Annotated in this window: 10 protein-coding genes; 2 read left to right on the top strand and 8 right to left on the bottom strand. The window is 73.7% G+C overall.

Translation table 11 applies throughout. The annotated features are described in order from the left end of the window. Positions 1-70: 70 nt before the first annotated feature. The gene (locus tag Sru02f_RS10350) at positions 71-517 is read right to left on the bottom strand and encodes a MarR family winged helix-turn-helix transcriptional regulator (RefSeq protein ID WP_109033582.1); all 447 of its coding nucleotides are present in this window, start codon (positions 515-517) and stop codon (positions 71-73) included. Between the two features lie 99 nt (positions 518-616). Here Sru02f_RS10350 and Sru02f_RS10345 point away from each other — a divergent pair, with 99 nt between their 5' ends. Continuing rightward, complete coding sequence (locus Sru02f_RS10345; protein ID WP_109033581.1) at positions 617-991, top strand: cupin domain-containing protein; 375 nt, start codon at positions 617-619, stop codon at positions 989-991. A 12-nt stretch (positions 992-1,003) separates the two neighbouring features. On the opposite strand, the gene Sru02f_RS10340 is transcribed toward Sru02f_RS10345, so the two are convergent. Together Sru02f_RS10340 and Sru02f_RS10335 are read right to left on the bottom strand one after the other, a co-directional pair. Then, positions 1,004-1,972, bottom strand: coding sequence for a DNA polymerase Y family protein (locus Sru02f_RS10340; RefSeq protein WP_109033580.1), 969 nt, complete (start codon positions 1,970-1,972; stop codon positions 1,004-1,006). Next, positions 1,969-5,508, bottom strand: coding sequence for a DNA polymerase III subunit alpha (locus Sru02f_RS10335; RefSeq protein WP_109033579.1), 3,540 nt, complete (start codon positions 5,506-5,508; stop codon positions 1,969-1,971). Before Sru02f_RS10335 ends, Sru02f_RS10340 begins: the two co-directional genes overlap by 4 nt. A gap of 173 nt (positions 5,509-5,681) precedes the next feature. Between Sru02f_RS10335 and Sru02f_RS10330 the strand changes: the two genes are divergently transcribed. Then, a complete protein-coding gene (locus Sru02f_RS10330) occupies positions 5,682-6,746 on the top strand; it encodes an ABC-2 transporter permease (protein WP_109033578.1) in 1,065 nt (354 codons plus the stop codon). A gap of 90 nt (positions 6,747-6,836) precedes the next feature. Here the strand turns inward: Sru02f_RS10330 and Sru02f_RS10325 are convergent, their stop codons facing one another. The 5 genes from Sru02f_RS10325 to Sru02f_RS10305 form a co-directional block, all read right to left on the bottom strand. Continuing rightward, the gene (locus Sru02f_RS10325) at positions 6,837-7,919 is read right to left on the bottom strand and encodes a S1 family peptidase (protein WP_109033577.1); all 1,083 of its coding nucleotides are present in this window, start codon (positions 7,917-7,919) and stop codon (positions 6,837-6,839) included. 476 nt (positions 7,920-8,395) lie between these two features. Then, positions 8,396-9,298 (bottom strand): S1 family peptidase, encoded by a 903-nt coding sequence (locus tag Sru02f_RS10320; RefSeq protein WP_109033576.1) that lies wholly within the window; start codon positions 9,296-9,298, stop codon positions 8,396-8,398. A 207-nt stretch (positions 9,299-9,505) separates the two neighbouring features. Then, on the bottom strand, positions 9,506-10,348 hold the full coding sequence (locus tag Sru02f_RS10315; RefSeq protein WP_109033575.1) for a DUF1684 domain-containing protein: 843 nt from the start codon (positions 10,346-10,348) through the stop codon (positions 9,506-9,508). Positions 10,349-10,351: 3 nt separating this feature from the next. Then, on the bottom strand, positions 10,352-11,665 hold the full coding sequence (locus Sru02f_RS10310; RefSeq protein WP_109033574.1) for an NtaA/DmoA family FMN-dependent monooxygenase: 1,314 nt from the start codon (positions 11,663-11,665) through the stop codon (positions 10,352-10,354). Further along, on the bottom strand, positions 11,662-12,741 hold the full coding sequence (locus Sru02f_RS10305; protein WP_109033573.1) for an LLM class flavin-dependent oxidoreductase: 1,080 nt from the start codon (positions 12,739-12,741) through the stop codon (positions 11,662-11,664). The genes Sru02f_RS10310 and Sru02f_RS10305 overlap by 4 nt, the downstream gene beginning before the upstream one ends. Positions 12,742-12,780 lie beyond the last annotated feature (39 nt).

The raw sequence follows: 12,780 nt of genomic DNA, 5'->3' as shown, positions 1-12,780 counted from the left end.
AGTTACGCGTCAGTAAAAACTTCCAGCGATAACCGACGCCGTCGGTGGCGCAGGTGATAGAGGGCCCGGGTCACCAGCTGGGCCGGATCGGCCCGCCCGGCGCCACGCGCAGCAGACCGTCGCGCAGCGCGCGCACCCCGTCCTCGCCGAGCACCTCGGCCCACGCGCCCACGGCCTCGGCGGCCGCCGCCTCCGCGGCCCGGGTGCAGGCCCACCCCGCCTCCGTCATGACGACGAGCCGGGCGCGCGCGTCGGCAGGATGCGGACGCCGCTCGGCGTACCCCTTGCGGACCAGCTCGTCGACGAGCTGACTTGCGGCCTGCTTGGTCACCCCCAGGTGCACGGCCAGGTCGGTGACCGTCGCGCCGTCCGGGGCGAGCCGGACGAAGGCGAAACCGTGCGCGGGCCGGACCCCCTCGAAGCCGCGGGCGACGACGCCCTCGTGGATGCGCTGCGTGAGCCCGCCGGCGGCGGCGAGCAGGGCGGCGGTGAGGGCCATGGCGTCGGAGTTCTGCACGACCGCATTGAAACACCCTTGACACTTTGGTCAAGGAGCTTGACCATAAGAGCGTAGAGATAGTCAAGCTACTTGACCATAAGTCCAGAGGAGCCCGCCATGCCCGTCGTCCGCACGTCCGAAGGCAGTGTCCACGAGATCCACGGCACCCGATTCGTCTCGTACGCCGCTCCCCGCACCGGCAGCAAGGAGCTCTGCGCCTGGCGGGGCGAGATCCCGGCGGGGACGAAGGCGCCCGCGCACACCGTCAGCCGGGAGGAGGTCTTCCACCTGCTCACGGGCGAGCTGCTGATCACCCTCGACGGCCGCACCGAGCGTGTCACCGCGGGGGACACGGTGATCATCAACGCCGGCGCCGCCTTCGCCGTCGAGAACCCCACCGACCGGACCGCGACCTCCTGGGTCACCACCTCGGTCGGCCTGACCGCGGAGCTGGCCGACGGCACCCGGATCACTCCCCCGTGGGCCAACTGACCCGCGGGGGCCTCACGCCGCCAGCGACCCCGGCATCACCGCCTTCGGCCCGAACTTCGCCCGCGCGCGGTCCGCGACCTCCTCGATCCGGCGGACCTTCTCGTCCACGGGGTCGAAGGTGAGCTGGTGGGAGGCGTGTTCGGCGGACGTGAGCCCCTCGGCGCGCAGAGCGATCGAACGGACCCGGGCGCGCTGGAGGCCGAGCGCTTCGTACAGGTCGTAGGCGGTCCGGGTCAGGGCCGCCGAGTGCGCGGTCGGCTCCTTCAGGGTGCGGCTGCGAGTGGTGGCCGACCGGTCGGCGTAGCGGACGGTGAGGGTGAGGGTGCGGCAGACCTTGTCCACGGCGCGCAGCCGGGCGCCCAGGTCTCCGGCGGCCGAGAGCAGGGCGCGGCGGTGGCGGTCGGGGTCGAGTTCGTCGCGGTCGAAGGGGCGGTCGGCGGCCAGGGACCGGGAGACGCCGTTGGGGACGACCCGGCCGCGGTCGACGCCCTGGGCCTTCTCATGCAGCTCGCGGCCGGTCCTCGCGCCGACCAGGCGCTGGAGCGTGGACAGCGGCGCGGCAGCGACCCGGCCGAGGGTGTCGAGGCCGTACTCGCACAGGGTGCGGGCGGTCGCGGTGCCGACGCCGGGCAGTGCGGCGACGGGCTTGCCGTCGAGGAACGCGCGCTCCTCGCCGCCGGGCACCGTGCGGGTCAGTCCCGGGCGGGCGTCGCGCAGGGCCATGCGGGCCAGCATCGGACCGGGTCCGGCGCCGATCACGCAGTCGACGCCGTACAGCGCGAGGGCGCGCACCCGGATCACCGAGGCCAGTTCCACGGCGTCGCGCCCGAAATACCGTTCGGCGCCGCGCAGGTCGGCCAGCGCGCCGTCGGGTGGCAGCGCCTCGACGACCGGCGTGAACTCCTCGAGGAGCCCGAGCAGTTCGGGCAGGGCCGCCTCGCGCGTCGGCGGCAGCTGGAAACGTACGCAGAGGATCGTCATCCCGCACTCCCCGGACTCTGGTGCCACAACTTCCTTCCGACCGCGGGCCCTTCGCCCGCGGGGCGCAGATCGGCCCAGGGGTGCATCTCGTACCCGGTGGACATGCGGATCTTCCGCTGCTCCATCGGGTCCTGGGCCGCGGAGCCGGCCGGCGCGGGTTGCCCGTCCGAACCGGCGAGACGGCGGCGCGCCGGGCCGCCCTCGGGGTCGTCGCCCTCCTGGCCTGCGCCCCCTGCGGCCAGCCGGGCGGCGACGCCCTCCAGGCCCTCCTCCCGGCGGACCTCCAGCAGTTCGGCGAGGTTCCAGGCGGCGGAGCCGACCACGCTGAGGCTGCGCGGGCCGCGCCGCTGCACCACCCCGCGCACCAGCAGCAGCCACGAGTGGAAGACGGTGTGCGCGCAGGCGTCGTGCGAGTCGTCGAAGAAGGCGAGGTCGACCAGTCCCGAGCCGTCGTCCAGGGTGGAGAAGATGACCCGGCGGCCGGAGCGGACCGGCGGGGTCTGGGTGGCCGCCTTGGCGCCCGCGACCAGCACCGTCTCCCCGTGCCGCGCCTCGCGCAGCCGCTTGGCCGACACCACGCCCAGCTCGCGCAGGAAGGTGCGGTGGTCGTCCATCAGGTTGCGCGAGGCGTCCATGGACAGCACGCCGAGTTCGGCGCTGAGCCGCTCCGCCGAGGTGAGGTCGGGCAGTCCGGCGGAGGCGGTCTTGCGGCCCCCGGCCAGGGGCAGCTGGTCGCCGCGTCCGCCCCGGGCGCCGCGGTGCAGTTCGGTCAGGTGCAGTTGCAGGTCCCGGCGGTTGGCGCCGAACGCGTCCAGCGCGCCGACCTGGGCGAGCCGTCCGGCCAGCGGCCTGCTGGGGCGGGCCCGTTCCCAGAAGTCGAGCAGGGAGGCGTAGGGCTGCCCCGCGGCGATCCGCTCCGCCTCGGCCTCGCTGATGCCGTGCACGTCGGAGAGGGCGAGCCGGAGTCCCCACGTGGCGGGCTTCCGTGACCTTGATTCAGACACCAGTTCGATCCTGTGTGCGACCCCCGACTCGTTCACGTCCAACGGCAGGATCGGCACCCCGCGCCGCCGCGCGTCCGCCAGCAGCAGCCGCTTGGGGTACATGCCGGGGTCGTGGGTGAGCAGGCCCGCGTAGAAGGCGGCCGGGTGGTGCGCCTTCAGCCACGCCGACTGGTACGTCGGCACCGCGAAGGCGACGGCGTGCGCCTTGCAGAAGCCGTAGCTGCCGAACGCCTCGACGATCTCCCAGGTGCGCTGAATCGTTTCCGCGTCGTAGCCGTTCGCCGTCGCGTGCTGGGCGAACCACACCTTGATCCGCCCCTGCGACTCCGGATCGGAGAGGCCGCGGCGCACCCGGTCCGCCTCGCCGCGTCCGCAGCCGGTCATGATGGCGACGATGTCGATGATCTGCTCGTGGAAGACGACGACCCCGTACGTCCCCTCCAGCGGCTCGGCCAGGTCCTCGTGCGGATAACGCACCGGCGCCCGCCCGTGCCGGGCCTCGATGAACGGCCGCACCATGTCGGCGGCGACCGGTCCCGGCCGGAAGAGCGAGATGTCGACCACGAGGTCGTGGAAGGTCGACGGCTGGAGCCTGCCGACCAGGTCCCGCTGGCCCGGCGACTCGATCTGGAAACAGCCCAGCGTCTCGGCGGACTGGATCATCCGGTACGTCGCGGGGTCGCCCTCGGGCACGGCGTCCAGGTCGACCTCGGTGCCGGTGGCCCGCTTCACCTCGGCGACCGCGTGCGCCATCGCCGACTGCATCCGCACCCCGAGCACGTCCAGCTTGAGCAGCCCGAGGTCCTCGACGTCGTCCTTGTCGAACTGCGCCATCGGGAAGCCCTCGCCGCTGGTCGGCATGACCGGCGTACGGGAGAGCAGGGAGGCGTCGGACAGGAGGACGCCGCAGGGGTGCATGGCGACGCCGCGCGGGAGGGCGTCGAGGCCCTCGACCAGCTCCCAGAGCTTGCCGTACCGCTCCTGCTCCCCCGCCAGCGCTTTGAGTTCGGGCAGCTCCTCCAGCGCCGCGCGGGCGTCGCGGGCGCGGATGTGCGGGAAGGACTTGGCGACCCGGTCGATCTCGGCCGGGTCCATGGACAGGGCAGCGCCCACGTCGCGGATGGCGTGGCGGACCCGGTACGTCTCCGGCATGGCCACGGTGGCGACCCGCTCGGTGCCGAACCGGCCGATGATCGCGCGGTAGACCTCGAGCCGGCGCGCGGACTCCACGTCGATGTCGATGTCGGGCAGCACCACCCGCTCCTTGGACAGGAACCGCTCCATCAGCAGCCCGTGCTCGACCGGGTCGGCGTGGGCGATGCCGAGCAGGTGGTTGACGAGCGAGCCCGCGCCGGAACCGCGCGCGGCGACCCGGATGCCCATGTGCCGTACGTCGTCCACGACCTGGGCGACGGTGAGGAAGTACGAGGCGAAGCCGTGGTGGGCGATGATGTCCAGCTCGTGGTGCATCCGCTCCCAGTACTCCCGGCGGTCCCGGCGCCGGTCGTAGCCGCGCCGCACCATGCCCGCCGCCGCCCGGGAGGCGAGCGCCCGCTGGGCGGTGCGCCGCCCGGCGCCCACCAGGTGCGGTTCGGGGAAGTGGACGGCGCCCATGCCGAGGTCGTCCTCGGGGTCGACCAGGCACTCGGCGGCCGTGGCCCGGGTCTGCTCCAGCAGGCGGTGGGCGGTGTCGCGCCGGAAACCCGCGGACTCGACGATCCGCTCGGCGGCGTCCCGCATGGCACCGGCGTCCTTGAGCCAGGCCTCGCCGGAGTCCAGTTCCCTGGTGGCGTCGATCGGGACCAGGCGGCGGGCGGCGTCCAGGACGTCGGCGACCTCGCCCTGGCCGGGGTCGGCGTAGCGGACGGCGTTGGAGAGCACCGGCCGCACCCCCTGCTCGGCGGCGAAGCCGACGGTGCGGGAGGCCAGCCGCAGGGAGCCGGGGCCGGTGCCCTCGCGGCCGTGCCAGACGGCCTCCAGGCGCAGGGCGTCGCCGTAGACCTCACGCCAGGGGGCGAGGAGCCGCGCGGCGCGGTCGGGACGCCCGGCGGCGAGGGCGCGGCCGACGTCGGAGCCGGGGCCGAGCAGTATGGTCAGGCCGTCGGCGTGGTTGTCGGGCCAGGACAGCAGCGGGGTGCCCTCGGCCGTGTGGGCGGCGGAGACCAGGCGGCACAGGTCGGCCCAGCCGCGGGCGCCGTCCCGGGCGAGGAAGGTCACCCGGGGGGCCGACTCGTCGACGAAGGCGCCGCCGCGCACGGGAACGCGGCGGCGGTCCCGGCGTACCGAGGTGTCCGTGCGGTCGGCTCCGGACTCGGGGGCGGCGAGGGCCAGCTCCGCGCCGAACAGGGGACGGACGCCCGCCTTCGCGCAGGCCTTGGCGAAACGGACCGTCCCCGCGAGGGTGTCGCGGTCGGTGAGGGCGAGGGCGTCCATGCCCCGCTCGACGGCGCGCTCGGCCAGCCGCTCCGGGTGGGAGGCGCCGTAGCGGGCGGAGAACCCGGAGACGGTGTGCAGATGCGTGAAACCCGGCATCACGCACCTCCCGACTCATGAACCGACGCATGCCCATGTGGACCCGAACGCCATTATCGAACGTCTGTTCCCAGCTACTCCACCCACCATACCCCCATCATCGAATGTGTGTGCGACATCCGTTCGGCCCCGCCCCACCTGCGCAAACGCTCCCCGACCCGGACTGTGGGGACATGTCACACACACCGGGCCCCGGCACGCGAAGCGGCTCCTTCCTCGGTGAGGTGAGGGACGCCGTCACCCCGCGGGCCACCCTGCTCGTGCTCGGCGTGATCGCGCTCCAGCTGCTGTTCATCGCCTCCTACGTGGGGGCGCTGCACGACCCGCGGCCCAAGGACGTGCCCTTCGGGGTGGCCGCGCCCGGGGCGGCCGCCGGGCAGACGGTGGACCGGCTGGAAGGGCTGCCCGGCTCCCCGCTGGACCCGCGCACGGTGGCCGACGAGGCGGCCGCCCGGCGGCAGATCATGAACCGGGAGATCGACGGCGCCCTGGTCCTGGACCCCGACGGCAGGCAGGACACCCTGCTGGTCGCCTCCGGCGGCGGCACCGTCCTCGCCACCACCCTCGAGGGCATCGTCGGCAAGGCGGAGCAGGCCGAAAGACGCGCGGTGCGGGTGGTCGACGTGGCCCCGGCCTCCCGCCACGACTTCGACGGGCTGTCGTCCTTCTACCTGGTCGTGGGCTGGTGCGTCGGCGGCTACCTGTGCGCCTCGATCCTGGCGATCAGCACCGGCGCCCGGCCGGCCAACCCGCGCCGGGCGGCGATCCGGCTCATCGTGATGGCCCTGGTCGCGATCGTCGGCGGGCTCGGCGGCGCGGTGATCATCGGGCCGGTCCTGGGCGCGCTGCCCGGCAGCGTGCTGGACCTGTGGGGGCTCGGCGCGCTGATCACCTTCGCGGTGGGCGCCGCCACGCTGGCCCTCCAGGGCGTCTTCGGGATCGTCGGCATCGGTCTCGCGATCCTGCTGGTGGTGATCGCGGGCAACCCGAGCGCGGGCGGCGCCTTCCCGCTGCCGCTGCTCCCGCCGTTCTGGAAGGCGATCGGTCCGGCGCTGCCACCGGGCGCCGGCACCTGGGCGGCCCGCTCGATCGCCTACTTCAAGGGGAACGACGTGACCGCCTCCCTGCTGGTGCTGTGGGCGTGGGCGGTGGCGGGGACGGTGATCACGATGCTGGCGGCCGCGCTGCCGCGCCGGGGGCGGCCCCAGACGGACCTGCCCGCGTCACCGGCCGCCTGACCGTCGTACGCGCGCGGGAGCCCCGGCCTGACACGCGGAAGTCCCGCCCCTCGCGCGCGGGACGGGACTTCACTGGTGTGCGGGTACTGCTCAGCCGATCTGCGTACCGGTGGCCGACAGGGCCTCCGTCACCGGCTGGAAGAAGGTCTCGCCGCCCGAGGTGCAGTCGCCGCTGCCGCCGGAGGTGAGGCCGATGGCCTGGTCGCCCGAGAAGAGCGAGCCGCCGCTGTCGCCGGGCTCGGCGCAGACGTCGGTCTGGATCAGGCCGTTGACGATGTCGCCGTTGCCGTAGTTCACGGTGGCGTCCAGGCCGGTCACCGTCCCGTCGTGCACCTGGGTGGTGGAACCGCTGCGGGTCACCTGCATGCCGACGGTGGCCTCGGCGGCGCCCGAGATGGCCTGCGAGGAGCCGTTGTAGAGGTTCACCTCGCTCGGGTGGTCCACGTCGGCGGTGTACTTGACCAGGCCGTAGTCGTTGTCCGGGAAGCTGGACGCCTCGTTCTCGCCGATGACGTTCCCGGAGGAGTCCGACCAGGTCGAGATGGACTCGGTGCAGTGGCCGGCGGTGATGAAGTACGGCTCGCCGCCCTTGGTCACGTTGAAGCCGAGCGAGCAGCGCCCGCCGCCTCCGGTGATGGCGTCGCCGCCCGCGACGAAGGGCTTGTACTCGCCCTTGGTCCGCTTGAGTTCGGCCTTGGCGCCCAGTCCATCGACCACCTTGGTCAGCTTGGCCAGTTCGGCCTCGGAGACCGTGCGGTCGGCGGTGACGACGACCTTGTTGGTGGTCGGGTCGGTCGCCCAGGACGTACCCGGGATCGTCGCGTCCTTCGTGAGGGCGGTGCGCGCGCTCTTCAGGTCGGCGAGCGAGTTCTCGACGACTCTGGCCTTGGCGCCGGCCTCCTCGACGGTCTGCGCGGCGCTCTGGTCGAGCACGTTGACGACGAGACTCTTGGCCTGCGCGTCGTAGTACGTGCCCGCCGCGTCGGCGCCGAGGTCGCCGAGCAGCGTCGAGGCGAGCTCTCCGGCCGCCGTGACCGACAGGGTCTCGGGCGCGGCGGTCTCAGGGGCCTCGCTGGCGTTCGCGGTCTGGAAGGTGACTCCGGCCGCGACCAGTGCGGTGATTCCCGCACCCACCACGGCGACCCGCCGCCTGGGTATGCGTCGGTGCTTCAACTCACGTCCTCCTGTGGGGGGTCGGCCCGGAGGTTGTGGGGACCTCGCGGACCGGAAGGCTGGTTGACGAGCGTTAACTCTTCCGATTCCACAGGCCGCACACAAGGTCGACTCCAGGACGTGCGCACGACAACTCCAGCGCGGTCACACGGCCTTCACCTCTTCCTCGCGAGAGCGGGGAGGCGGCGGTGGTCTCCCCCTCCGGTGGGAGACCGGGTTTCGCCCCTGGGTGGAAGACGGGGAGAACGGCACGCCGGAGGCTTCCGGGCATGACTTCTTCACGAGGCGCCGGGGCCCGGCGGCCACGCCGGTGAGGCCTGCCGTCCCCGTCGATCACCCGCACGCTGATCGAGGACTGCGCCACCCGCGCCGCACCGGTCCGGCCGCGGGAGACGGTGCCGGCCCGGAGGCACGGGCTGAGCCCCCGCACACCGTCGCCGCGGTGTACGGGGGCTCGTCGTGCTGCCGGTCGCGCTTTAGTAGACGCTGACGCCGTAGGCGCTCAGGGCCTCCGTCACCGGCTGGAAGAACGTCGTACCGCCGGAGGAGCAGTTGCCGCTGCCGCCGGAGGTCAGACCGTACGCGGTGCCGTTGCTGCCGTAGAGCGAGCCGCCGGAGTCGCCGGGCTCGGCGCAGACCGTGGTCTGGATCAGCCCGCCGACGACGTCGCCGCCGCCGTAGTTGACGGTGGCGTTCAGGGCGGTGACCCGGCCGCTGTGGGTGCCGGTGGTGGAGCCGTCACGGATGACGGTGGTACCCACGCTCGGGGTGGCGGCGCGGGTGATGTCCACGCCGTTGGCGGTGCCGGGCCGGGAGACGGAGCCGGTGTACTGCACGATGCCGTAGTCGTTGCCCGGGAAGCTGGAGCCCGCCGTCTGTCCGATGACGGTGCCTCCGGAGCTGGCCCGCCAGGCGCCGGCGCCGTCGGTGCAGTGACCGGCGGTCAGGAAGTACTCGGCGCCGCTGCTGGTGCGGACGTTGAAGCCGAGGGAGCAGCGCCAGCTGCTCGCGTAGATGGCGTCGCCGCCCTGGATGAGCTTGTTGAACTTGCCGGGGGTGTGCTTGATCGTGAGCGCGCCGGCCTTGTCGCCGGCCTGCTCCTTGATCTTCGCGATCTCGGCCTGGGAGACGGTGCTGTCCACGGTGAGCAGCACCCGGCCGGACTTGCTGTCGACGGCCCAGGCGGTGCCGGGGACGTCGGCCTGGAGTACCGCGTTGCCGGCGCTGCTCAGCTCGGCGGCGCTGAAGGTGGCCGGGGTGGGTGCCGCGTTGGCGCTGGGGATCGCGACGGCGGCCGCGGCCACGAGGCCGGTGGACACGGCGATCAGCCGAGTCCGTCTCGTGATGCCGCTGCGGGGGGTGGTGCGCTTGATCCTCACTTTTCGTTCCTCCACAGGGGAAGTCGGGGGCCCCTCTCGTGGGGGTGGGGGCCCGTGAGGCGCAGCCAGGGACGGACCTCCGGGTTCCGAGTACGTCGTGCCCCTGACAAGCGCTGAGGTTGGAGTATTCGGCCGAACGTCCGGTCGGCGCAAGAGCGCCTTTCGGCCGTCAAGCTTTGAACGACCTTTACCAACCCCCCGACGGCGTCAGCGCAGTTCGCGCTCCCCCGCCTCGACGCGGGCCGCCAGGGTGTTCCCCGGCGGCGGGAAGGGACAGACGAAGTGGTCGGCGAACGCGCACGGCGGCAGCAGCGCACGGTTGAGGTCGACCGTCGTACGCCCCTCGGCGTCCGGCGCGGCCGGGCGCAGGAACCGGAAGCGGTAACTGGTGCTCCCGCTGGTGGCGTCGGCGAAGACGGCCCACAGGGAGCCGTCGTCCTCGACGCCCACCTGGAGGGTGTGCCCCCGTCCGTCCAGCTCGAAGGCCAGCTCCCCGCCGAGCGCCAGCCCGCGCTCCCGGCCGTCCGCGTTCGGCACCCGCACGCTGCGCCGCCCCGTGTCGTACGGGGTGAAGCGGCCCGGCACCGACCAGCGCGGGTCGTACGGCGTGGCCGCGATGCCGCGGAACGCCCGCCGCGCGGGGGCGGCCGGGTCGAAGTCACGGACGCCCCACAGACCCTCGCGGACCAGCACGACCAGCCGCCGCTCCCCGCGGGCCACCCGGGCCGCGTCCACCGGCCCCCGGTCGGCCGTGAGCCGTGCCTCGCCGTCCAGGAGCCGCCCGTCCACGGTGAGCCCGTCCGCGCGGCCGGCCGTCAGCAGCACCGCGTCGCCGTCCGTCGTCCACCGGCCGGGGATGTCCGGAAGTTGCCCGTCCGGATGATCCTCCAGCCAGTGCGTGCCGGTCAGCGCGAGCGGCCCGTAGGGCGCCGAGACCGTGGCGACGCGCTGCTCGTGCCACCGCTTCCACGCGTCGGACGCCTCGGACGCGTCGCCGGGTGCGCGGTCGGATGCCTTGTCCGGTGTGTCGCCGGATGAGCCCTTCGTCATGGCTCAAGCCTTCCACACCGGGTCGGACAGACCGAGGTGGGAACGCAGGGTGGTGCCCTCGTACGCGGTACGGAACGCGCCGCGCTCCTGCAGCAACGGGACCACCCGGTCCACGAACTCGTCCAGCCCGCCCGGGGTCAGATGCGGTACGAGGATGAAGCCGTCGGCGGCGTCCCGCCCCACGAACTCGGTCAGTTCGGCGGCGACCTGCTCGGGCGTGCCGACGAAGGACTGCCGGGCACCCGCCTCGATCACGGTCTGCCGGATGGACAGTCCCCGCTCCTGCGCCAGCGCCCGCCACTTCTCGGCGGTCGCGACGCTGTCGCCCTGCCGGGTCCGCCCCTGGCTGAGCTGCGGGTCGGCGACCGGGTCGACGTCGGGCAGCGGCCCGTCGGGGTCGTACCCGGACAGGTCGACGCCCCAGATCTGCTCCAGCGTGAGCAGTGCCGTCTGCGGGGAGACCTGCTGCCACCGGATCTCCTCGGCCCGCTCCCGCGCCTCGGTGGCGGTGTCCCCGAGGACGACGGTGACGCCGGGCATGATCTTGAGATCGCCGGGGCTTCGGCCGTACCTCGCCAGGCGGCGTTTGACGTCGGCGTAGAAGGCACGGCCCGCGTCCAGGGTGCCGTGCCGGGTGAAGATCACGTCCGCCGACGAGGCGGCGAACTCCCGGCCCTCGTCGGAGTCGCCCGCCTGGATCACCACCGGGTGCCCCTGCGGGGAGCGGGGCAGGGTGAACTCGCCCGCGATGTCGAAGTGCCGCCCGTGGTGGGCGAAGGGGCGGGGGGTGCCGTCCGGGGCCCAGGAGTCCCACAGCTCCCGTGCGGTGGCCACGAACTCGGCGGCGCGGGTGTACCGCTCGGCCCGGTCCAGGTAGCCGCCGCGCCGGAAGTTCTCGCCGGTGAAGGCGTCGGAGGAGGTCACCACGTTCCAGGCCGCCCGGCCGCCGCTGAGGTGGTCCAGGGTGGCGAGCCGGCGGGCGAGTTCGTAGGGCTCGTTGAAGGTGGCGTTGACCGTGGCGGCGAGGCCCAGGCGGTCGGTGACGGCGGCGAGCGCGTTCAGCACGGTCAGCGACTCGGGGCGGCCGACCACGTCCAGGTCGTGGATGCGGCCCTTGTGCTCGCGCAGCCGCAGTCCCTCGGCGAGGAAGAAGAAGTCGAACAGGCCGCGTTCGGCGGTGCGGGCGAGGTGCTCGAAGGAGCCGAAGTCGATCTGCGAGCCCGAGCGCGGATCGGCCCAGACGGTGGTGTTGTTGACCCCGGGGAAGTGCGCGGCGAGGTGCATCGGCTTCGGCTGCCTCGGTTTCGGTCCGGTCATGACGCTCCCTGCGCGACGGTGTACTGGCTGGCGGGCCGGGTCAGGCCCAGGTGGTCCCGGAGCGTGCTGCCCGGGTAGAAGGTGCGGAACAGGCCCCGGTGCTGGAGCAGGGACACCGTGCCGTTGACGAGGCGTTCCAGGTCCCGGCGCGGCTCGACGGGGGTGAGGTGGAAGCCGTCGACGGTGCCGTCCCGGTGCCAGGAGACGATCAGTTCGGCCAGGTCGACGGGGCCGCCGCGGTACAGCGGGCCGTGCGGGGTGGCGCGGGGGCCGCCCCCGCCGTGCCCCGGTTCGGCCGCGTACTCGCCGTCGCCGAGGTCGACGTCCAGGGCGGCGAGGACCCGCAGCTCGTCCGGGTCGCGGCCGTACGCCTCGGCGGCCGCCCGCAGTTCGGCCCGCGCGGCGGCGGCCCGGGCGGGGAGCGCGGTGCGCACGAGGGCCACGTCGGCGTACCGGGCGGCGACCGCCCGTGCGGCCCGGCCGGTGGCGTCGACCACGCGCACGGGGTGCCCCTGCGGGGGCCGCGGCACGATCGAGGGGCCCTTGACGGAGAAGGCGGCGCCGGTGAAGTCGACGTGGTGGAGCTTGTCCCGGTCGACGAAGCGGCCGGTGGCCGCGTCCCGGATCTCGGCGTCGTCCTCCCAGCTGTCCCACAGGCGCGCCGCCACGTCGGCGACCTCGCCGGCCTCCTGCCAGAGCGCGTCGGCGGGTGCCGCGTGCCGGCGGCCGAAGAGGCGGGCCTCGCCCTCGGTGGTGGACACCTCGATCCGCCAGCCGGCCCGGCCGCGGCTGACCCAGTCCAGGGTCGCCACGGCCGCCTGGACGTGGAAGGGCTCGGTGTGGGTGGTGGTGACGGTGGGGACCAGACCGACGCGCCGCGTGGCGGGCGCCAGCCGGGACAGGACCGCGAGCGCGTCGGGACCCGGCCGGGCGAGGCTGTCGTCCAGGGTCACGAAGTCGAGCGCACCGCGTTCGGCGAGCCGGGCGGCCGACACGTACGCGTCGGCGTCGTACACCGACCGCCGGTCCAGTGCGGTGGCCAGGTGCAGCCGCCGCCTGCCGTGGGGGGAGGTCATGCGGGGTCATCCCTTTCTGTCTGTGCCGACAGCCCTGTC

The organism is Streptomyces rubrogriseus (assembly GCF_027947575.1).
In the GTDB taxonomy this organism is placed as follows: domain Bacteria; phylum Actinomycetota; class Actinomycetes; order Streptomycetales; family Streptomycetaceae; genus Streptomyces; species Streptomyces rubrogriseus.
This window is presented reverse-complemented; position numbering and strand designations above follow the sequence as displayed.

Excerpts from the sequence above, each read along its gene's own strand:
- Sru02f_RS10335 (WP_109033579.1), bottom strand. The coding sequence starts at position 5,508 with ATGCCGGGTTTCACGCATCTGCACACCGTCTCCGGGTTCTCCGCCCGC.
- Sru02f_RS10310 (WP_109033574.1), bottom strand. The coding sequence starts at position 11,665 with ATGACCGGACCGAAACCGAGGCAGCCGAAGCCGATGCACCTCGCCGCG.
- Sru02f_RS10330 (WP_109033578.1), top strand. The coding sequence starts at position 5,682 with ATGTCACACACACCGGGCCCCGGCACGCGAAGCGGCTCCTTCCTCGGT.
- Sru02f_RS10340 (WP_109033580.1), bottom strand. The coding sequence starts at position 1,972 with ATGACGATCCTCTGCGTACGTTTCCAGCTGCCGCCGACGCGCGAGGCG.
- Sru02f_RS10305 (WP_109033573.1), bottom strand. The coding sequence starts at position 12,741 with ATGACCTCCCCCCACGGCAGGCGGCGGCTGCACCTGGCCACCGCACTG.
- Sru02f_RS10315 (WP_109033575.1), bottom strand. The coding sequence starts at position 10,348 with ATGACGAAGGGCTCATCCGGCGACACACCGGACAAGGCATCCGACCGC.
- Sru02f_RS10345 (WP_109033581.1), top strand. The coding sequence starts at position 617 with ATGCCCGTCGTCCGCACGTCCGAAGGCAGTGTCCACGAGATCCACGGC.